Genomic DNA, 19,071 nt, shown 5'->3' on the forward strand with positions numbered 1-19,071 from the left:
TGACAAAATACATTTTAAGGCATATATGAACATCCCTATTTTCCCATTACCTATTTATCTCTTACCTGGTGGGGTCACTAGGCTTCGGATATTTGAGCAGCGTTATTTGAAAATGGTGAAAAACGTTAACAAAACAGATGGTTTTGCCATTTGTTACGCTAATGAGTCTGAGACAACTTACCCAGGTAAATGGGCGAGTTGGGTGGATATCATTGACTTTAAGTTGGGAGAAGATTCGGTACTAATCATCGACGTTCAATGTAAGCAGTTGGTGACCATGGTGAGTCTTGAGCGAGACCAAGACACACTGCTTCATGCTGAAGTTGAACCTAAGTTGCATTGGCAATCAGACGGGCTAGACCATAAATCGACTCAAATCACTGAGCTCAAAAGCCAACTTAAGAAGCTATTGGACAACAACGCGTCGTTAGCGTCTTTGTATCAACACGCTGATGCTAACTACCCTAATTGGGATCCAAAATGGGTGTGTGCTAGGTGGTTAGAGCTTTTACCGATTTCATATCAAGATAAAAAACATTTTGCCGATAACAGCAGTTTTCACCATGCAGTCGAATTTCTCACGACCTTAATTCTTGACGAGAATAAAATGGCCAAGTATTTACAATAGCCGTGGTTTATTGTGGTGCTAAGTATTTTGTTTTTTATTAATAATTTTTGTGATCCAATGTTTTTGCGTTGTCGTAATACCATTTAATCATCTGATTACGGAACGACTATGAATCAATTACACGTAACAAATTCATCGACAATGTTGCAACAAACGCGCGGAAAAGGTACAACTAAGCGTATGAATACTTCCGTAGATCACAACCAACTCGCAAATTGGTTAGCACTTGTTGCAGAAAAACGAGACAAACAAGCCTTCACTGGCCTGTTTCAATTTTTCGCTCCCAAAATTTTGCGCATAGCCGCCAGTAAATTTACCAACGAAGCTCAGGCTGCAGAAATTGTGCAAGAAACCATGACCAACGTATGGCGAAAGGCTCACTTATACAGCCCTGAAAAAGGCGCGCCCACAACTTGGGTTTATACCGTGATGCGTAATGTAACCTTTGATATGTTACGTAAACTCAAAGCTAAAAAAGAAGATAATTTAAGTGATGATATTTGGCCTATTGCTGAGGCTGCGGAAGTTAAAGAGCAAGAATTTGAAGACCATCTTCAAAATAAGCAAATCTTATCTTTGCTTGATAAACTCCCCGAAAATCAGCGACAAGTCGTTAAAGGCTTCTATTTTATGGAAATGTCGCAAGAGCAATTAGCACAACATCTTGACCTACCTCTTGGCACCGTCAAGTCTCGGTTAAGACTAGCTTTGAACAAACTTAAGCTTCAACTCGGAGAGCAACATGATTAAACATCACCCTAACCATGATTTATTAAATGCCTTTGTGCTAGGGGAGCTACCTGCATCAATGTCGGCGGCGGTTGCTATGCATAACGAAATGTGTCCCGTATGCCAACAAAAAGTGAGTAACCTCACTGAGCAATGTGCAGAGCAAAGTTTTGAACAACCTAATGCTCTTAGCTCAGACACCAGCAGTGCCAGTCAAGTTGAACACAGCGAAATAACCTTTGATTTTGACAGCATGATCGCCAAAATTACAGAAAGTGCCAATATCGATGCCGTGATTGAAAAGGGGCCGGTTGATATTACCGTCAAAAATCAAACCTACCGATTACCAAGAGCCCTTGCGAGCATGGAACTTAGCGGTTGGACAAATGTTGGCAAACTCTCGCGGGCAAGACTAAAGCTTGATGAAGGGGACATCCACACCAGTATGTTACAAATACAACCTGGTGGGGCAGTACCTCATCATACCCACAAAGGTTACGAGGTAACGGTTCTACTCGATGGCCAGTTTAAAGATGAAATGGGCGAGTACGGACCAGAGCCTTTCAGTTAACGTGTTGAAATAGTAAAAAAGCAAGATGCCACAACATCTTGCTTTTTTTGTATGTAATAACAGTATCTTACGTATATATTGTTCCTATTGACAAGGAATATTGATATGTTCTTATGTAAAAGTACATAAATAAAAAATAGGTAGTAATAAATGCAAAAGATATTAGAAGACATATGCGATTCATTAGACGATTTATCCTTATCGGTAGAGAAAATTTCTAATGACGACAGAAATATAAATGATATGCAAAACTCTCCAGCATATCCTGCTTTAAATAGACATGACTTAGCGTACATCCCTACTGCATTAGCAGAAAAGATTAGAATTGCCGATTTAACCATTGAAGATGAGACAACATTAGAATATTTAGAAGAATTTCCAGATAAGATAAAGAGCCTTAAAACAAGAAGCGTACCTAACTTATTTCACAACAGCTATCCTACGGCTATATCTTCTTTCTTGATTACCTTGGAATTGCTTGAAACGCTTATTGATTCAGAATTAACTTGGATTGTAGAAAACGATAATAAGGCAATGCCTCCTGCTGTTCATAGAAGGTTAAAAACATTAAACACAAAAATTCAAAACATTGAAGTCGATGAAGAAGACTTAACTAATAAGATCAAGCTAATTAACGAAGCACATGAGACAGCAGAATCTCTACCTTCTGATTTAGAGGATTTGAAAAAAGCCCGTATTGAGCTTGAAAAAGCAAATCAAAAATCCATTGTGATCCTTTCAAAAATTGAAGATGCCAACACTAAATCAAAACAGCTATTGGAATCATTAGATTCTAATAAAGTTAAGTCCGATAAATTGGTTGAAAATTGTGAAGATGCATACAGAGTTACCACCAGTAAAGGATTGGCAGGTGCATTCGAACAAAGGGCTACTAAAATGGCATATGCCATGTGGGTATGGGTAATAGGTCTTTTACTTTCATTGTGGGGTATTTGGCATATTGGCTCTGCAAGAGTAGATGCACTAACAACTTTACTTGCTGCTCCAAATTTTTCTTGGGGTACGGTAGCAATCCATCTTGTATTAGCTTTTATTAGTTTGGGTGCTCCATTGTGGTTTGCGTGGTTATCGACAAAACAAATAAATCAAAGGTTTAAACTTGCTGAAGATTATGGTTTTAAATCCTCAACGTCAAAAGCTTATGAAGGCTATAAAAGGGAAGCTAATACTATTGATAAAAAAATGGAATCAAGGTTGTTTGAATCTGCGCTGGCAAGATTAGAAGAGCCACCATTGAGATTACTTGAAAACAATCATCACTCAAGCCCTTGGCATGAATTTTTTGATTCAGAACAGTTTAAATCCATTATGAAAAATGTTCCTGAATTAAGGGATAAAGTTTTGAACGTTGTAGATAAAGTAACCCCTAATATTGGAAAACAACACCCTAAGCAATCAGGCAATGATTCCGTTGAGCAAATAGTTACTGATAAAGCTAGTTAAATATAGATAACTTTAAAAGGCACTGATTAATCAGTGCCTTATTTTTTAGTTCTGATCAGTATAGTAATGATTCAATTTTTATTGGTGCTTTGGCTAAACCAAGTTTAACAGCAGGAACTTCATGTTGCTCACCTCTTCGTTTCATATAGTTGTGATAAAAGCGAAATATGCCTGATAGCTTTGATATCATATCTACTCTATAAGGACTGAAGCCATACCATTTGTTGTTTGTACTGGCACTCGTTGAATCTCGGCTAAACATACGAATTTTATCTCTAGCCACCTTAAAGAAACCCTCAACACCATGAAGACTTGCCTTGTGGTAAAGATTAATCATATGTTCTTCACTGTAATCTCCTAAGTCAGTAAACATTCTTACCATTTTTTGCGGTTCGTACATGGTTGGTATAGGACACCTTACCCAAGTTTTTCGGCTACCATTTTCGATTGGAATTTGGTTTTCAATTTCATGACGGTAAAGCTCTTGGATAAGTTGATATTTTGAGGTGTTATCTAAGTCTTTCCATGCGATTCCTGTTTTTAACTGCATCTGCCTTTCAAATTGTTTAATCATGTATGTTCTTTGATTTACAGAGATGTTCTTACCATTGGCAACAAACCAACCATCAGCAGTTCTGGCAGTAATTCGGTCATTAAAAATTATATTAATAGCGTTCCGTATTGAAGGCTCTCTATCAACGAAGAATCGAACCTTTTCAACTGATTTAAACATTTCTTTATTGGCAAGAAAGTGGGCATATGTAGAGTAGTCGCTATGAACTAACATACCCTGTTTTGGCAATCTAACATCACCATTTGGCTCATCAATAGCATCTAAGTTAAGTTGAATAGAATGCTTATATTCCGTAAGCCATATTTGGTATTCTGGACTATCTACATCTAGCTTTAAAGGGTTAGGATCTTTCTCGTGTAAAGCCTTTTCTAAAAATTCAGTTTCTTGCTGTTTAAATTCATCAGGAAGCCACAACCTAGCATATTTTCGATGCTGTGGTCTTTTATCCTTTTCTAGCTCAAGAATCGGGTCATTAAGAATAGCTTCTTGAGAAATATCGTGGTCAACATTAAAATCCCAACCAAAGACATATCGACTTCTATTATCAACAGTGGCTAGTCCGTAAAGCTGAATAATTCTTCTATCTTTTCGTTCAGGCCAATTGACCGTTTGAACTTGCCTATCGCAAGATAAATAAAGCCTGTCACATCCTGTTTCCGAAAATTTAAGTTCCCTTTCTCCCATAAACTCTTGAACCTTTTCATAGATCCATCCGACTCGGTTGTAGAAAGTTTCTGGATTTATTTCTGCTATTTCAAGAATTCCCTGGACAGGAACTTGAGCAACAATAGCTTTAAAAATAGTTCGATTTTTATGGCTTACTCTTTGCTTTCTTCTTTTATTCGGCTTTGAAAAGACTTTCTTGCAGGATAGGCATTGGTATCGCTGAGAGCCAGCAGCCGTTTTGCCGTAAAAACGATACGAATCAGAATTTGCAATGTCGATATTGTTATTTGGGCAATCAATTGTAGGGCAACAAGTTTTAGCCACAACTCTAAATTTATTTATCCTATTAAACTCTTCTGAAAGACTCTTGTTGCTTTTGATAGGAACTCTTGAAAGACATTGATCACAGAAGATTACAGGGGAGTTTTTACCCGATGCCTGAACTTTATATACAGAAGATGATGACTTTCTCTTTTTTATTATGTTATTGTAATGAGGGTCAACACCGTAGTTTATACACAAAGGATTGTTACAGCAATTCACCTGAATACCATCAAAGGTTTCAGGTATTATTTTCTCTTTTTTCCCCTCTGAAGATTTTTTAAGCATAAAAAAAGCCCTATAACAACCGTAACTGATTAATTATAGGACATTTTTTGTTGTTCAGCTAACATTTATCAACACGTTAACTGAAAGGCTCTAGTACGGACCAGGCGATTTTATTATGCTAGATGGAGAACATGAGCATCACCCTGTGTCAGAGAACGGTTGTTTGTGTTACACCGTGGTCAGTGACGCATTGCATTTCACCAAAGGGGTTAATAAATTACTCAACCCTATCGGCGGTTTGATTTACTAAATCTAATTTATGTTGATCCAATCCCCTATTGTTGCCGTAAATATATCAACGGCCACAGAGGGGATTTTTATTATGAGCATAACAATAGGTATCAGTGCTTGTTTATTGGGTGAAAACGTTCGTTTCGATGCAAGCTCCAAACCATCACATTTCTGCCAAAAAGAGTTCTCAGAATTTGTTAATTACAAGGCATTTTGCCCTGAGGTAGCGGTAGGTCTACCTATTCCACGAGCAACCATAAGGCAAATACGTAAAGATGATGTTATTCAAGTATCACGACCTGATGGTAGTGGTAATGTCACCGATGCCCTTTCCGAATACGGTAAAAGGGTCGCCAAACTTGCAGAAAATTTTAGCGGCTACATCTTCTGTGCTAAAAGCCCAAGTTGTGGTATGGAACGCGTCAAAGTTTACAGCGAAGATGGCAAAGGCTCGACATCTGACGGGGTGGGGGTATTTGCTGAGCAAATCATGAAAGCCAACCCGTTATTGCCCTGCGAAGAAAACGGTCGCTTGAACGACGCCATCATTAGAGAAAATTTTGTCGCCCGAGTGTTTGCTTATAAAGCGTGGCAAGATTTGGTTAAGTCAGGTTTATCCAAGCATAAGTTAACGACCTTTCATAGTCGTTACAAATATACCTTATTGAGTCATAGCCCGAAGTCTTATAAAAGTTTGGGACGTTTGCTGGCTCGAGCAGACTTAGCATTGCAAGAACAAGCAGATGCCTACATTGCTGAGTTTATGGCGACCCTTAAAATTAAAGCGACTCGTAAAAATCACGCCAATACCTTGCAACACATCCAAGGATATTTCTCTAAACACCTTACGGGTAAGGAGAAAAATGAACTTTGCGAGCACATTAACGCTTATCGAGAAGGGCTGGTGCCTTTGTTGGTTCCTCTCACGTTGATTAAGCATTACTTGCTGGAATTTCCAAAAGAATATCTCGCCAAGCAACATTACTTGGATCCACATCCCGAGAGTCTAAAATTACGATATGGTTTTTAATCACTAGACTTAACACAGACATACCATAGTCAACAGGGTTACCTAGCAAGTTTTGTTTTGTTTTTAAGCTTGTCTAAACGGTTGCCCTTTTTTATTTTGTTCATAACATTGAGATAAGGGCATGCATTTACTTTGGTTTCGCAATGATTTACGAATACATGACAACCCAGCCTTGTTACATGCTTTAAAGTGCAGGGTTAAATTTGCGGTATTTTTTATCAGTAAACAACAATGGCAACATCATCATATGGCAGACATAAAAATCGACTTTATGCTGCGTCATGTCGAGCTTTTAAAGCAACAGCTTGCATCGTTTAATGTCGAACTTATCACCCCTGAGGTTGATGATTTTAATCATCAAGTTGAGTTTCTAAAATCCTTTTGCCAACAGCATCAGTGCACTGAGATTATTGCCAACAAAGAACTAGAGTGGGATGAGAATCAACGTGATAAAAACTTACAGCAACAAGGCTTAACGTTTAAATATTTTGAATCGGATGTTATTGTCCCCAAAGGTAAAGTACTGAATAAAACCGGCCAAATGTACAAAGTGTTTACCCCGTTTAAACGGGCATGGTTGCAATACGTTATTGATCATGGTTTTGAATACATTAATAAACAAGCGCTGAGCGCCTTTGACCCAAACAATTCCCCTCTAGCAAAAGCTCATAACGAAAGGTCTTTTACTGCCAACCATTACAACACCTTGTCAGCTCATTGGCCCTTAGCTCCTGAACAAGAATCTCAGCAATTAGCACATTTTTTATCTGAGCAGCTAGCTGATTATCATCAACTTAGAGATATTCCATCTTGCTCTGGTACCTCTCGATTATCACCTTATCTTGCCATTGGAGCAATCAGCACTCGTTATTTGCTGAGGCAATTGTTACAGCGCAACCCAGATATATTACACCACATTGATGGTGAAGATTTTGTTTGGTTGAACGAGCTCATCTGGCGAGAATTTTACCGTCATTTAATGCATCACTTTCCAAAGTTAAGTAAAGACCGAAACTTTAATGGGAAATACGACCAGCTCAACTGGCCAAACTCGAAGATACATTTTCAAGCCTGGTGTGAAGGAAGAACCGGATACCCAATTGTTGACGCTGCTATGCGACAGCTGCTTAAAACTGGTTGGATGCATAATCGACTTAGGATGATCACCGCCAGTTTCTTAACTAAGCACTTACTTGTTGATTGGCGACTTGGCGAGCGCTTTTTTCGGCAACACCTGATTGATGGTGACTTAGCCGCAAATAATGGCGGTTGGCAGTGGGCTGCTGGCACGGGCTGTGATGCACAACCCTATTTTCGAATTTTCAATCCCATAACTCAAAGTCAACGGTTTGATCCTAAAGGCTTGTTTATTCGTAAATATTTGCCAGAGCTGGAAAGTGTGCCTGCTTCCAAGATACATTTTCCACATCAATATCTAAAGCAACAACAGATAACGACATATTGGCCCGCCATAGTGGACCACAAAGAAGCGCGAATGAAAGCTTTGGATTTTTATAAAAGTAATATAAATTAATATGTTATGGGATATGTATGTTAAACCAACAAGCCAGAGCGATGGACATGGAATACCAAAATAAGGTGCTTGAGTCTGAGCAATACCCAACGTGGGTTGAAAATTTTGTCGATATTTATCAACAGTTAAGCGTTGATAATCTGCAACTTCTTAGCCAAATTTACCACCAAGATATTCACTTTATTGACCCGATGCATGAAATCCATGGTTTTGACTCATTGGCGAAATATTTTGCAAACTTATACCAAAACCTTCAATCGTGTACTTTTACCATTACCGATGTTATTTGTGCCAAGCACAGTGCCGCTATTTATTGGCGAATGACCTTTACTCACCCTAAACTTAATTCGGCAAAACCGGTGACGGTAGAGGGGACATCGATGATTAAAAATGATGGGATGAAAGTGATATACCACAGAGATTATTTGGATGTTGGTGCGATGCTTTATGAGCACATTCCTGTTCTAGGAAGCTTAGTTCGAGCCGTTAAAAAGCGAGCTGGCAAATGAAAAAAGTACTGATCACAGGCGCCTCATCTGGTCTTGGTGCAGAATTGGCTACGCTTTACTTGCAAAATCACAGTGTTGTCTACGCTTGTGGCCGGAATCAAGACAAATTAGAACAGTTGAAGCAGTATTCTGGCAACAGTGTTAGTGTGACGTTTGATATGAGCGTCAAAGAGCAAGTTTTTGCAGCCCTAAGCGACATCGACTCTTTAGACGTGGTCATTCTCAATGCCGGGGATTGCTTATATATTGATGATGCAAAGCATTTTGACAGTGACATATTTGCTCATATTGTTAACACTAACCTAGTCAGTGTTGGGTATTTGCTTGAAGCGCTAATCAAAAAAATTAATCCTGGTGGACAATTAGTTTTTATTAGCTCTAGCGTTACATTATTGCCACTACCTCGTGCCGAAGCTTATGGTGCTTCGAAAGCGGGAATGGACTATCTTGCCAATAGTTTAAGACTGGACTTGGCAAAACATGATATTGATGTCAGTTTAATACATCCTGGTTTTGTCAAAACCCCGTTAACCGACAAAAATAACTTTGATATGCCTTTTTTAATGGACGTTGAAGAGGCTGCAAAGCGCACCTTTCGCGCCATTGAAAAACGACAACATTACCTTCAGTTTCCTAAGCGGTTTACTTTTTTACTTAGGGCACTTTCTTATATTCCCATCAAACTCTGGATAAAAATAACAAACAGGAACAACGTTTAATGAAAAACATTGCGATTATAGGCACAGGGATTTCTGGCCTAACTAGTGCTTACTTACTTTCTCAAAAACACAAGGTCAGAGTATTTGAAGCTAATGATTACATTGGTGGACACACCGCGACGGTCGATATTGAAATTGATGATGAAAAACACGTTATTGATACCGGTTTTATTGTCTTTAATAACAAAACGTACCCTAAATTCCTTGCCTTAATGGAGCAAATTGGCATTGGCAAGCAAGACTCTGAAATGAGCTTTTCTGTGCACAATTGTCAAACTGGATTGGAATATAACGGTCATAACTTAAACACTTTGTTCGCCCAACGACGCAATATATTTAACCCCACTTTTTGGCGACTAATACGAGAAATATTACGTTTTAATAAAGCTTGTAAAAATCGCTTGCAACAGGGGGATATGTCACCAGATTTGACCTTAAAAGATTTTTTACGCGAACATAAATTCAGTCAGTTTTTTTCCGAGCATTACATTTTGCCAATGGGGGCTGCAATCTGGTCAAGTTCATTACAACAAATGGAAAAGTTCCAACTGAAATTTTTCTTGCAGTTTTTTAATAATCACGGGCTGCTCAACATCAGTGACAGGCCACAGTGGTACGTTGTTCCAGGTGGGTCAAGAGAATACATTAAACCTTTGATCAAAAACTTTTCAGAACAAATTACATTAAACAGCCAAATAAACGCGATCCGTCGCGAGCAAGGCAAAGTGTTTTTAGACTTTGCTGATGACCACAGTGAAGCGTTCGATGAGGTCGTTATTGCGTGTCACTCAGATCAGGCTCTTGCACTCCTTAAAGATGCGTCTAAACAAGAACAGCAAGTCCTTGGTGCAATTAAATACAGCCCAAACAACGTTATTTTGCATACCGATACATCGTTATTACCAAAGCGGCAAAAAGCCTGGGCGAGTTGGAATTATCAACTTAGCAATGATCGCACAAAACCGGCAAGCGTGACCTATAATATGAATATATTACAAGGGCTTAATTCCAAACATACGTTTTGTGTTACGTTAAACCAAAAGAACTGTATTGATAAAAGCAAAATTCTTAGAGAGTTTACCTATCACCATCCGGTGTTTAATAACGAGTCGATGCAAGCGCAAGCCAATAGAAATAAAATTTGTGGTCAACAAAATACGCATTTTGCCGGTGCTTATTGGTATAACGGGTTTCATGAAGACGGGGTTCGCAGCGCGGTGGATGTGGCAGCCAGATTCGACTGTCACCTTTAATCATCATGAGTAATCATTCGCCTATGACAGCAGTAAAACCATTAGCTAAAAATACTCAAATACAACCTAATTCGGCCATATACAAAGGTATGGTACGACACCGTCGATACGCGCCTAAAAGTCATCATTTTACCTATCAACTTTATATGTTGGCTTTTGATGTCGATGAGGTGATGGCACAAACACTGCCAACCAACATTTTTTCTAAGCGTTGGTTGAATCCAATTCGCTTTAACGAAGCCGATTATTTAATCGGTGAACCAGGTAACCTCAAAGCTCGTATTGTCAACAAAGTGAAATCGTTAGGTGGTTTAGAGCCGATTGAAAAAGTCATGATGCTTGCTCAAACACGTTGTTTTGGTTTGTATTTTAGCCCAGTGAATTTTTATTTTTGCTACGGCGATGGAAACAATAAAACGGAACAAGATTGGCAACATGGTTGTCGTTACATGTTAGCGGAAGTGAGTAACACACCTTGGAATCAGCGTCACTATTACTTAGTGGACTTAGAACATCCGAAAGAGACAGAAAAAGCATTTCATGTATCGCCTTTTATGGACTTAGACATGAAATATCGATGGCAGGTAAAAGCGCCGAGCTCACATCGTGACTCTTTGCTTGTTCATATTGAGAATCACCGTAACTTTGAGCAACAAAAGTTATTTGAAGCCACCTTGGCATTAAAAAAAGTGGCTTTTACTGAGCAAGCCTTGCTAAAAACTTGGTTATCGACACCACTAATGACACTAAAAATTGTTTGGGGCATTTATTGGCAAGCAGCAAAACTATTTGTAAAAGGGATCCCGTTCATCTCTTATCAAAGTAAAGTTGCGCGCGATAAATCAACAGGACCCGATGGTCAGTAAAATAATGCCAGTGCTGGCACTTAGCAGATAAAAGAAAAGGAAAAATCCGTGCAAGATATTGCCGATATTCAACAAATAGACAAAATGACTTGGTTTAATAAACGTTGTCGTGACGTAGTCTTAAACGTTTTAGCCAAAATTGAGGGTGACTTACTGGATGTTATAGAGGGTAGTAGCACCATTCAATTGGGCAGCCGAACAGATCCCGCGCAAGGGGCTGAGCCATTGCATGCGCAAATTATTATAAAAGACCCTACCACTTATATCGATTTTGTTAAGGGGGGCAGTATCGGTGCAGCCGAAGCGTTTATTGCCAACAAATGGACAAGTCCAGACCTTACCGTGCTTATTCGGTTATTTGCAAGAGCTCAGAGCACAACCGATACTTTAGATCAAAAAATGCCGTGGCTCAATAAGGTTAAAAATTGGTTATTTCATGCCGGCAACAAAAATACCGAAACAGGCTCAAAGAAAAATATTCTTGCCCATTACGACCTAGGTAATGAACTATATACCCGTTTTCTTGACCCTGAAATGATGTACTCTTCTGCCATATACCCTAATAATAACAGTACACTAGCAGAGGCTCAGTTGCATAAGCTTAAGCGAATTTGTGACCAACTTGAGCTCTCGGCTGATGATCATTTACTCGAGATAGGCACCGGGTGGGGGGGCTTAGCGATTTTTGCAGCTCAGCACTACGGTTGCAAAGTGACGACGACAACCATCTCAGACGCGCAGTTCGCTTATGCCCAAGAGCGAGTGAAAGAAAAAGGGCTTGAGCAACAAATTACCTTACTTAAAAAAGATTATCGAGAGCTTGAAGGGCAGTTTGATAAGGTGGTTTCGGTGGAAATGATTGAAGCCGTGGGTTACGAGTTTATGTCGAGTTTCTTTAAGCAATGCAACGACAGATTAAAACCAGGTGGTAAATTACTGATCCAAGCCATCACCATTGCTGACCAACGGTTTGATTATTATCTTAGAAACGTTGACTTTATTCAGCGTTACATCTTTCCAGGTGGCTTTTTACCGTCAATCACTTTTATGTGCGAGCAGCTAAGAGATAACAGTCAACTTGTGGTTGAGCGTATTGATGATATAGGTCTTGATTACGCTCGCACTCTTGCCGATTGGCGCGAGGCATTTTTAGCATCATGGAGCGAATTGACTCAATTTGGTTATGATGAAAAATTTAAACGTTTATGGTTGTACTACTTAGGCTATTGTGAGGGGGCATTTTTAGAGCGCTCTACCAGTACGGTGCACCTGTTAGCGCGAAAGTAATAAAGCCTATTACCAAAATATCTCAACGAATAAATCAGCGGAGTGATGGTCACATGACTCCGCTTTTTTTTGCCGGTGGATTATTGCAGAAGTTCATGCCCTGCGGGCAATTGCTTTTGGATCCAAAGCGCCAACTTATGCTTCATCGACAGCAAATCTTCTTGGTCTTCGGGCAGAGGGTGAATAAGCTTATCGTGAACTAATAAACGATAGAGAGCTTCTATTTTTTGTTTAGCAGCGTCGGTTTGAGAAAAGGCGTTATAGCCTCGGTTGATGGCGTATTTTTCGCCAACTCTAAGCGCTGCTTTGAGGAGCGCGGCTTCGTTTTTTATTTTTTTCATAAGCGCCTGTTCAGCTTAAAAATTCGGCCCTTGTCGCAGGGTTTTCTTTGAAGCAACCGCTTAATGCGGTGGTGGTGGTGCTAGAACCAGAGTCCATTACCCCACGAGCTTTCACACAATAATGCACCGCATTTATGGTGACTGCAACATCTTCTGTATCAAGAAGTGTTTTTAACGCCACTAGAATTTGCTTTGTTAAGCGCTCTTGAACCTGAGGTCGTTGACCAAAAAAGCGAACCAGACGATTAATTTTCGACAAACCGATTATTTTTTTGTTTGGAATATAGGCAACTTTAGCGGTACCGTCGATGGTAACAAAATGATGCTCACAGGTACTGATCAAGTCGATGTCTTTGACCATCACCATTTCATCACATGCCATTTTGTTGTCGATCACAGTGATCTTGGGGAAGTTACTGTAATCAAGACCCGAAAAGACTTCTTGCACGTACATTTTGGCAATTCGATGTGGTGTCTCTTGCAGACTGTCATCGGTTAAATCAAGTCCTAAAACTTCACTGATTTCGGTAAAAGCCACTTTAATGCGTTGGTACTTCTCTTGTTCGGATAAATGAGAATTTTGATTCATCGGCGTTTCAAGACCCGCTTTAACAAGTGCTTTTTGTACCTTGGTGGCATTGTCACTTATGGTTTTATCTTTGGTTAAAACAGCTAACTTTTGCTTTGTGGTAGTATTCATCGGATTCTCATTTTGCTAATATTTTGTCGAATATTGTTTTGCACCTGCTTAAACAATGTTGCGTCCACCATTTAAGTGTAGGGTATGACCAGTAATATAGTTACTGCTTAGAAGGTATTGCACGGCTTTAACCCCCTCATGTTCACCCGGTTCAATTTGCAATAACGACTTTTTCAATGCTTTTTGTTTATAAGCTTCGTCATCATGCTCGTTAAACATCAATAATGCCGGAGCGATGCTATTAACTTTCACTTTAGGTGCAAGTTTGCTAGCAAAAGATAAGGTCAAATTTGCTAATGCAGCCTTACTGGCACAATATGCAATATGCTTTTTACTGCCTTTATCTACCACAAAATCGGTTAAATGGATCACATCACTGGTGCATTTCGTATCGTTGTAATAACGCTCTAGTAAAGGTGTTAACGCAAGGTTGATTTGGTAAGGGGCCTGGACATGAACTTGAAGCATCTTAGACATTAAAATGTGCGGTTCGATGTCTGCACTTTCCGCAAGCCAATCAGACGCATTGTGAACGATTGCACGTATAGACTGATAATGCCCGATGATTTCATCGATAAAGCCCTTTATACCATCTTGGCTGGCAAAGTCGGCGTGGATACAGTGAGCACCTAGTTTGGATAGAGCCTTAATGGATGGTTTTTCCGTGCGGTAGCTGATAACTAAAGATTCACCAGCTTGGATTAATTCCTTGGCCAGTGCTAAACCGAGTCGTTGTCCGGCGCCTGTTATAACAATAGGAGACTTGTTCATTATTGACGTTTGGCTTTTAAAGTTAAAGAAACTGAGTCGGCAAAGCGCAGGGCATGAGGCTTTTCAACCGTCACTTTGGCAAATTTAACCAATTCCGATTCCATTGCAATTTCAAGCAGATCGGAAGTGAGTTTTTCGAGCAATTTAAATTGCCCATTTTCGACGTGCGCAATCATTTTTTTGGTGATGGTTTTATAGTTTAAAGCTTGAGTTTCTTCATCAGTATGACATGCATTACCTGCAGGGTAGGTAATTTGGGCATTGATCACAATGTCTTGTTGTTTACACAACTCTTCAGGGTTAAAACCAATATATGTTCTAAGCCGTAAGTTGATGATGTCAATGGTGGCATCCTCGATGGTAAGCACGGCTTGTTGTTTTTGCATTGGCGATACTGCGGTCATGGTTATCTCTCTGTACAGGGTTGTTTATGTCACATTAGATTCACATTAACGTAATACGGATGTGAACTCAACTTAGCATCGTACGTCCGGATCTTTGATTAAGTTTACTGCTGGCCTTAAAAGTCTTGCTCTTAAAGGGCTGTTTTTTGTATTTCTTTTGGGGTAAATGAAGGCAGCGTTTTAATTTTTTTGAATGACCTAAATCTTGTTGTTTGTTCAAATGTATGGTTTTAAATACGTGCAATAGTTTGACCTCTAACCACCTTGATAAAGAGTATGAAGGCAAATATTCTTCGCTTTAGCCTAGTTTAAGGGGGTTAAGCTTGTTTTGTCGTTTAAAAATTATCCTTGATAGTTAGCGTACTAATTGTTAGTCTTATAAATATAATTTCTTGAAGGGTGTTGTTTTGAGTAAAATGTAAACTATTAGGTTCTTTATGTTTTAGACTGGTATTACTTGTAAATAATGTGTATTTACCAATTTTAAAGTGAAATCTAGGTGTGTATAAGAGTTGTTTTAACTCAATGTCAACCTACAAAGTCGTCATAAATTACTTAGAGTTGTATATAAAGATAATAAATTTTACTTTGTATTTAAGGCTAATGATTTTAAACCGACGTTTACGCTGTTCTACACAAATAGCAGTTAAATGTTGTATGTCGCTTATCAATTCACTTTTATGCAGTGCATATTCTTTTCAGTTAAAACCATCCTAATTCGTTACCTAATCGCTTTTATTGATTGTTCACTGTGCACGAAGACTGTGCAGCAAAGCTAATAGCTTGATGCTAACAATCACAACCTACTCATCGAACACCTAATGTAAATTACTACTCACATTAAAATTTATAAGGTCTGATCATGATTCAAAATTTAGTTAATAATGACTGGCAGAGGATTGTCATTAAAGTGGGTAGCGCCCTGATCGCCCCAAACAGAGATGGCTGTAGTAGTCAGTTTCTACTTAGTATTGCCAACTTTATTGTTCATTGTAAGGCTTCTGGTATTCAAGTCGTATTAGTTTCATCGGGATCGGTTGCAGCGGGCTCTCATTTATTTAAACAGGGTGATACGTCGGCGATGACGGTAAAAAAAGCGATGGCAGCTGCGGGTCAATCAGAAATGATGGCGACTTGGGATAGGCTATTTGATTTTAATACCGCACAAGTTTTGCTAACCCATGCCGATCTTAGAAATAGAAATCGATTTGTAAGTGTTAGAGATACTTTAGATGCGTTATTAAATAACGATATTCTTCCTATCGTTAACGAAAATGATACGGTGACCACAGACAAACTTAAAGTAGGTGATAACGATAACCTATCCGCTATGGTCGCGACTGCAGCTCACGCGGATGCGTTAATTATCTGTTCAGACATCAATGGTCTTTACACCGCGAATCCACACGTAGACAAGAATGCAAAGCTTATCCCTGAGGTTGCAAAAATATCATCTGAGATTTATGCAATGGCTGGTGGAGCAACCAGTGATGTCGGTACGGGTGGGATGAAAACAAAAATTCAAGCCGCTGAAAAGGCGGTTTCACATGGGATTAATACCTATATAGTGAATGGTTTTAGCGAGGCTACATTTAACGCGTTATTGCAGGGGAAAAACCCAGGAACCCTGTTCCACTCGCACAAAACACCAATGCAAGATCAAAAGCACTGGATGAAGCATACCACTCGCCCACAAGGTGAATTGGTGGTTAAAGACGATTTTGCCGTTGACTTTGAGAATTCCGAAGTCATGGTAACGCCGCAAGATTTATTGGAAGTGAACGGAGACTTTTCTGCCGGAGAGGTCGTGTTACTTCGTAAAGAACGAGGCGACAAGCTTGCCCGAGTAGAAACAAATTACAGCAGTTGCTTACTCAACTTTGTGACTACTCATGATAATCAACACATATCGGAACAGCTCGACAACGAAGCCGAGCCAATTATTTCTAAACAATATATTACATTAATGGGGTCATAATGAGTCAAATAAAAACTATTGCAGAACAAGCTGCTAAAGCTGCTCGAATTCTTGCTATTCAAACTTCTGAACTAAAAAATTCTTTATTGACTGACATGGCGACAAGATTGCGTCACTCAAAAAGCGACATTCTCAAAGCAAATGAAATTGACTTAGCCAATGCACGCGCTAATGGATTAGCTGTCGCAATGATTGATCGCTTAACCCTTAACGATGAGCGAATCGAAGACATGGCCGTCGGCCTTGAAACCGTTGCTTCACTTGCCGATGTTGTAGGCGCAAAACGCCACTTTGGTACCCGTCCTAATGGCTTAGAAATTGAGAAAATGCGGGTACCGCTTGGGGTTATTTGTATGATTTACGAAGCCCGACCTAATGTGACAGCCGATGCTGCTGGACTTTGTATTAAATCGGGTAATGCGGTTATTTTACGAGGTGGTAAAGAAGCGCTTAATAGTAGCTTGGCGATAGCGCAAGTTTTACAGCAGGTACTCGAACAATACGGTTTACCCAAAGACATTGTTTCTGTTATTCCGAACCCAGATCGGGCGCTGCTAAATGAATTATTAACCCTTAAAGAGCATATCGATCTTGTGATCCCACGAGGCGGTGAAGGACTGATCAACTTTGTCAGTAAAAACAGTCAAATTCCGGTGATACAGCATTACAAAGGGGTGTGTCATTTATATGTCGATAAAGATGCCGACCTTAATAAAGCGCTTGAGATTTTACTTAATGGTAAAACCCAACGAACCGGTGTGTGTAATGCCTTAGAAGGCTTGGTTGTGCACCAAGACGTCGCCGATCGCTTTTTACCTATGGTGGCGGACGCTTTTAAACAAAAGAAGGTCAAAATCCATGGTCCGGCTGAATTGGCTGCCTATTTTGACTCATTTAATCCGATAGAGCTCACTGAGTTTGGTCAGGAATATTTAAGCTTAGAAATCGCCGTGCGAGTAGTTGATGACTTCGTCCAGGCCATTGATCATATCGGTCAATATGGTAGTAATCACACCGAAGTGATTTGTACTGAAAACACTCAAGCAGCCTCTCGTTTTCAACAAATCGTTGATGCCTCGGTAGTTATGGTAAATGCATCATCAAGATTTTCAGATGGTTCAGAGTTGGGCTTAGGGGCTGAAATTGGTATTGCGACCACCAAGCTTCATGCTTATGGTCCGATGGGGATAGAATCTTTAACCACCGAAAAATTCTTAGTCAATGGCACCGGGCAAGTAAGAGGTTAACCTATGAAAATTGCATTTATAGGTGGTGGTAATATGGCCAAAGCCATGCTCAAAGGCTTGTTAAAATCAGGCTTAGCCCCACAAAATATTATGGTCTGTGCGCCTACGCAGGCGACTCGAACGGCACTGAGCAATGAATTTAATATTAAGGTGGCAGAACAAAACAGCCAAGCAGTTGACTTTGCGGATGTTATCATTATTGCGGTGAAGCCTTACCTTGTTGTACAAGTGTCGAAAGAGCTTAATGATGTTATTAAGCATCAACAGCAGAGTAAATTGGTGGTTTCTGTAGCTGCTGGTATTGGTGTTGATGCGCTTGAAACGGCGCTCGCTCCGCCAGCAAAGGTGGTCGCCGCAATGCCAAACTTACCAACCGCACTCGGTCGAGGAGTCACCGGTCTTGTTGCTAGCAGTCGATTAGACGGGCAAGAAAAAGAAACCTGTGAATCGTTGTTTGGCTTATTAGGTAAAGCGGTCTGGCTCAATGATGAGTCACAAATGCCGGCACTTGTTGCCACTGCGGGCAGTGCACCGGCGTATTTCTTCTTGTTTTTAGAAGGCATGGTTGAGTCGGGGGTGAACTTAGGGCTTTCCAAAGAAGATGCTAAACAAGCTGCGTTGCAAACTGGCTTAGGCTCGATGATGATGGCGATGGAATCTGAACATTCTTTAACGGAATTAAGACAGCAGGTTACCTCACCAAACGGTACAACAGAACAAGCGATTTTGTCTTTTCAACAGGATGGCTTGTCACACCTTGTCGACAAAGCCATGCAGGCTGCAGCCAATAAAGCCAAAGGCTTATAACGACCAAGTAAAAGGCAACTTAAAGGAGAGTGATGATACTCTCCTTTTTTATTCCTCATGTTCTCTCTAGATCATTAAAGCTTTATCAGCTTTGCATAATGCCAACGTTACGCTTTAAGCTTCACCCGCCCATCTCGTTCTCTATTTTTTATG

Annotated in this window: 19 protein-coding genes and 1 pseudogene; 15 read left to right on the forward strand and 5 right to left on the reverse strand. The window is 39.9% G+C overall.

Annotated elements, in window-relative coordinates; all coding sequences use genetic code 11:
- The first annotated feature begins 25 nt into the window (after positions 1 to 25).
- The 4 genes from ACAY00_RS04785 (at position 26) to ACAY00_RS04800 (ending at position 3,392) form a co-directional block, all read left to right on the forward strand.
- The gene (locus ACAY00_RS04785; protein WP_371377979.1) at positions 26 to 628 is read left to right on the forward strand and encodes an LON peptidase substrate-binding domain-containing protein; all 603 of its coding nucleotides are present in this window, start codon (positions 26 to 28) and stop codon (positions 626 to 628) included.
- Positions 629 to 808: 180 nt separating this feature from the next.
- Positions 809 to 1,378 (forward strand): sigma-70 family RNA polymerase sigma factor, encoded by a 570-nt coding sequence (locus ACAY00_RS04790; protein WP_371379568.1) that lies wholly within the window; start codon positions 809 to 811, stop codon positions 1,376 to 1,378.
- Positions 1,371 to 1,928 (forward strand): cupin domain-containing protein, encoded by a 558-nt coding sequence (locus ACAY00_RS04795; protein ID WP_371377982.1) that lies wholly within the window; start codon positions 1,371 to 1,373, stop codon positions 1,926 to 1,928. The genes ACAY00_RS04790 and ACAY00_RS04795 overlap by 8 nt, the downstream gene beginning before the upstream one ends.
- A gap of 150 nt (positions 1,929 to 2,078) precedes the next feature.
- Complete coding sequence (locus tag ACAY00_RS04800) at positions 2,079 to 3,392, forward strand: hypothetical protein (protein ID WP_371373471.1); 1,314 nt, start codon at positions 2,079 to 2,081, stop codon at positions 3,390 to 3,392.
- Positions 3,393 to 3,447: 55 nt separating this feature from the next.
- Here the strand turns inward: ACAY00_RS04800 and ACAY00_RS04805 are convergent, their stop codons facing one another.
- Entirely contained in the window at positions 3,448 to 5,241 is a 1,794-nt protein-coding gene (locus ACAY00_RS04805; RefSeq protein ID WP_371373468.1) for a hypothetical protein, read from the reverse strand.
- 94 nt (positions 5,242 to 5,335) lie between these two features.
- On the opposite strand from ACAY00_RS04805, the pseudogene ACAY00_RS04810 reads away from it, so the two are divergent.
- From ACAY00_RS04810 to ACAY00_RS04845, 8 genes and pseudogenes are all read left to right on the forward strand, one after another.
- A pseudogene (locus ACAY00_RS04810) lies at positions 5,336 to 5,491 on the forward strand (transcriptional regulator); the annotation flags it as partial.
- 72 nt (positions 5,492 to 5,563) lie between these two features.
- Positions 5,564 to 6,502 carry a YbgA family protein gene (locus ACAY00_RS04815; protein WP_371377985.1) on the forward strand — a complete coding sequence of 313 codons (939 nt, stop codon included), beginning with the start codon at positions 5,564 to 5,566 and terminating at the stop codon, positions 6,500 to 6,502.
- Positions 6,503 to 6,623: 121 nt separating this feature from the next.
- Positions 6,624 to 8,036, forward strand: coding sequence for a deoxyribodipyrimidine photo-lyase (phrB, locus tag ACAY00_RS04820; protein ID WP_371377987.1), 1,413 nt, complete (start codon positions 6,624 to 6,626; stop codon positions 8,034 to 8,036).
- 17 nt (positions 8,037 to 8,053) lie between these two features.
- The gene (locus tag ACAY00_RS04825; RefSeq protein WP_371377990.1) at positions 8,054 to 8,545 is read left to right on the forward strand and encodes a nuclear transport factor 2 family protein; all 492 of its coding nucleotides are present in this window, start codon (positions 8,054 to 8,056) and stop codon (positions 8,543 to 8,545) included.
- Positions 8,542 to 9,264 (forward strand): SDR family NAD(P)-dependent oxidoreductase, encoded by a 723-nt coding sequence (locus ACAY00_RS04830; protein ID WP_371377993.1) that lies wholly within the window; start codon positions 8,542 to 8,544, stop codon positions 9,262 to 9,264. The genes ACAY00_RS04825 and ACAY00_RS04830 overlap by 4 nt, the downstream gene beginning before the upstream one ends.
- Positions 9,264 to 10,517, forward strand: a complete 1,254-nt coding sequence (locus ACAY00_RS04835) for an NAD(P)/FAD-dependent oxidoreductase (protein WP_371377996.1) — start codon at positions 9,264 to 9,266, stop codon at positions 10,515 to 10,517. Before ACAY00_RS04830 ends, ACAY00_RS04835 begins: the two co-directional genes overlap by 1 nt.
- 23 nt (positions 10,518 to 10,540) lie before the next feature.
- Positions 10,541 to 11,383 carry a DUF1365 domain-containing protein gene (locus ACAY00_RS04840; protein ID WP_371377999.1) on the forward strand — a complete coding sequence of 281 codons (843 nt, stop codon included), beginning with the start codon at positions 10,541 to 10,543 and terminating at the stop codon, positions 11,381 to 11,383.
- A gap of 48 nt (positions 11,384 to 11,431) precedes the next feature.
- A complete protein-coding gene (locus ACAY00_RS04845) occupies positions 11,432 to 12,670 on the forward strand; it encodes a class I SAM-dependent methyltransferase (RefSeq protein WP_371378002.1) in 1,239 nt (412 codons plus the stop codon).
- Between the two features lie 80 nt (positions 12,671 to 12,750).
- Here the strand turns inward: ACAY00_RS04845 and ACAY00_RS04850 are convergent, their stop codons facing one another.
- From ACAY00_RS04850 to folX, 4 genes are read right to left on the reverse strand one after another with little or no spacing between them, the layout of a single operon-like run.
- Positions 12,751 to 13,011 carry a DUF5062 family protein gene (locus tag ACAY00_RS04850; RefSeq protein ID WP_371378005.1) on the reverse strand — a complete coding sequence of 87 codons (261 nt, stop codon included), beginning with the start codon at positions 13,009 to 13,011 and terminating at the stop codon, positions 12,751 to 12,753.
- 10 nt (positions 13,012 to 13,021) lie between these two features.
- On the reverse strand, positions 13,022 to 13,711 hold the full coding sequence (gene folE / locus ACAY00_RS04855; RefSeq protein WP_371378008.1) for a GTP cyclohydrolase I FolE: 690 nt from the start codon (positions 13,709 to 13,711) through the stop codon (positions 13,022 to 13,024).
- A 48-nt stretch (positions 13,712 to 13,759) separates the two neighbouring features.
- Positions 13,760 to 14,482, reverse strand: coding sequence for a dihydromonapterin reductase (gene folM, locus ACAY00_RS04860; RefSeq protein WP_371378010.1), 723 nt, complete (start codon positions 14,480 to 14,482; stop codon positions 13,760 to 13,762).
- On the reverse strand, positions 14,482 to 14,841 hold the full coding sequence (folX, locus tag ACAY00_RS04865) for a dihydroneopterin triphosphate 2'-epimerase (protein ID WP_371379571.1): 360 nt from the start codon (positions 14,839 to 14,841) through the stop codon (positions 14,482 to 14,484). The genes folM and folX overlap by 1 nt, the downstream gene beginning before the upstream one ends.
- A gap of 907 nt (positions 14,842 to 15,748) precedes the next feature.
- On the opposite strand from folX, the gene proB reads away from it, so the two are divergent.
- From proB to proC, 3 genes are read left to right on the forward strand one after another with little or no spacing between them, the layout of a single operon-like run.
- Positions 15,749 to 16,864 (forward strand): glutamate 5-kinase, encoded by a 1,116-nt coding sequence (gene proB / locus ACAY00_RS04870; RefSeq protein ID WP_371378013.1) that lies wholly within the window; start codon positions 15,749 to 15,751, stop codon positions 16,862 to 16,864.
- A complete protein-coding gene (locus tag ACAY00_RS04875) occupies positions 16,864 to 18,111 on the forward strand; it encodes a glutamate-5-semialdehyde dehydrogenase (protein ID WP_371378016.1) in 1,248 nt (415 codons plus the stop codon). The genes proB and ACAY00_RS04875 overlap by 1 nt, the downstream gene beginning before the upstream one ends.
- Positions 18,112 to 18,114: 3 nt before the next feature.
- Entirely contained in the window at positions 18,115 to 18,918 is an 804-nt protein-coding gene (gene proC / locus ACAY00_RS04880) for a pyrroline-5-carboxylate reductase (RefSeq protein WP_371378019.1), read from the forward strand.
- Positions 18,919 to 19,071 lie beyond the last annotated feature (153 nt).

The organism is Thalassotalea sp. 273M-4, from assembly GCF_041410465.1.
In the GTDB taxonomy this organism is placed as follows: domain Bacteria; phylum Pseudomonadota; class Gammaproteobacteria; order Enterobacterales; family Alteromonadaceae; genus Thalassotalea_A; species Thalassotalea_A aquiviva.

Coding starts and splice junctions, on each gene's coding strand:
- ACAY00_RS04835 (WP_371377996.1), top strand. CDS start 9,264: ATGAAAAACATTGCGATTATAGGCACAGGGATTTCTGGCCTAACTAGT.
- ACAY00_RS04805 (WP_371373468.1), bottom strand. CDS start 5,241: ATGCTTAAAAAATCTTCAGAGGGGAAAAAAGAGAAAATAATACCTGAA.
- ACAY00_RS04825 (WP_371377990.1), top strand. CDS start 8,054: ATGTTAAACCAACAAGCCAGAGCGATGGACATGGAATACCAAAATAAG.
- ACAY00_RS04800 (WP_371373471.1), top strand. CDS start 2,079: ATGCAAAAGATATTAGAAGACATATGCGATTCATTAGACGATTTATCC.
- ACAY00_RS04785 (WP_371377979.1), top strand. CDS start 26: ATGAACATCCCTATTTTCCCATTACCTATTTATCTCTTACCTGGTGGG.
- proB (WP_371378013.1), top strand. CDS start 15,749: ATGATTCAAAATTTAGTTAATAATGACTGGCAGAGGATTGTCATTAAA.
- ACAY00_RS04815 (WP_371377985.1), top strand. CDS start 5,564: ATGAGCATAACAATAGGTATCAGTGCTTGTTTATTGGGTGAAAACGTT.
- phrB (WP_371377987.1), top strand. CDS start 6,624: ATGCATTTACTTTGGTTTCGCAATGATTTACGAATACATGACAACCCA.
- proC (WP_371378019.1), top strand. CDS start 18,115: ATGAAAATTGCATTTATAGGTGGTGGTAATATGGCCAAAGCCATGCTC.
- folE (WP_371378008.1), bottom strand. CDS start 13,711: ATGAATACTACCACAAAGCAAAAGTTAGCTGTTTTAACCAAAGATAAA.
- ACAY00_RS04850 (WP_371378005.1), bottom strand. CDS start 13,011: ATGAAAAAAATAAAAAACGAAGCCGCGCTCCTCAAAGCAGCGCTTAGA.
- ACAY00_RS04795 (WP_371377982.1), top strand. CDS start 1,371: ATGATTAAACATCACCCTAACCATGATTTATTAAATGCCTTTGTGCTA.
- ACAY00_RS04840 (WP_371377999.1), top strand. CDS start 10,541: ATGACAGCAGTAAAACCATTAGCTAAAAATACTCAAATACAACCTAAT.
- folM (WP_371378010.1), bottom strand. CDS start 14,482: ATGAACAAGTCTCCTATTGTTATAACAGGCGCCGGACAACGACTCGGT.
- ACAY00_RS04830 (WP_371377993.1), top strand. CDS start 8,542: ATGAAAAAAGTACTGATCACAGGCGCCTCATCTGGTCTTGGTGCAGAA.
- ACAY00_RS04790 (WP_371379568.1), top strand. CDS start 809: ATGAATACTTCCGTAGATCACAACCAACTCGCAAATTGGTTAGCACTT.
- ACAY00_RS04875 (WP_371378016.1), top strand. CDS start 16,864: ATGAGTCAAATAAAAACTATTGCAGAACAAGCTGCTAAAGCTGCTCGA.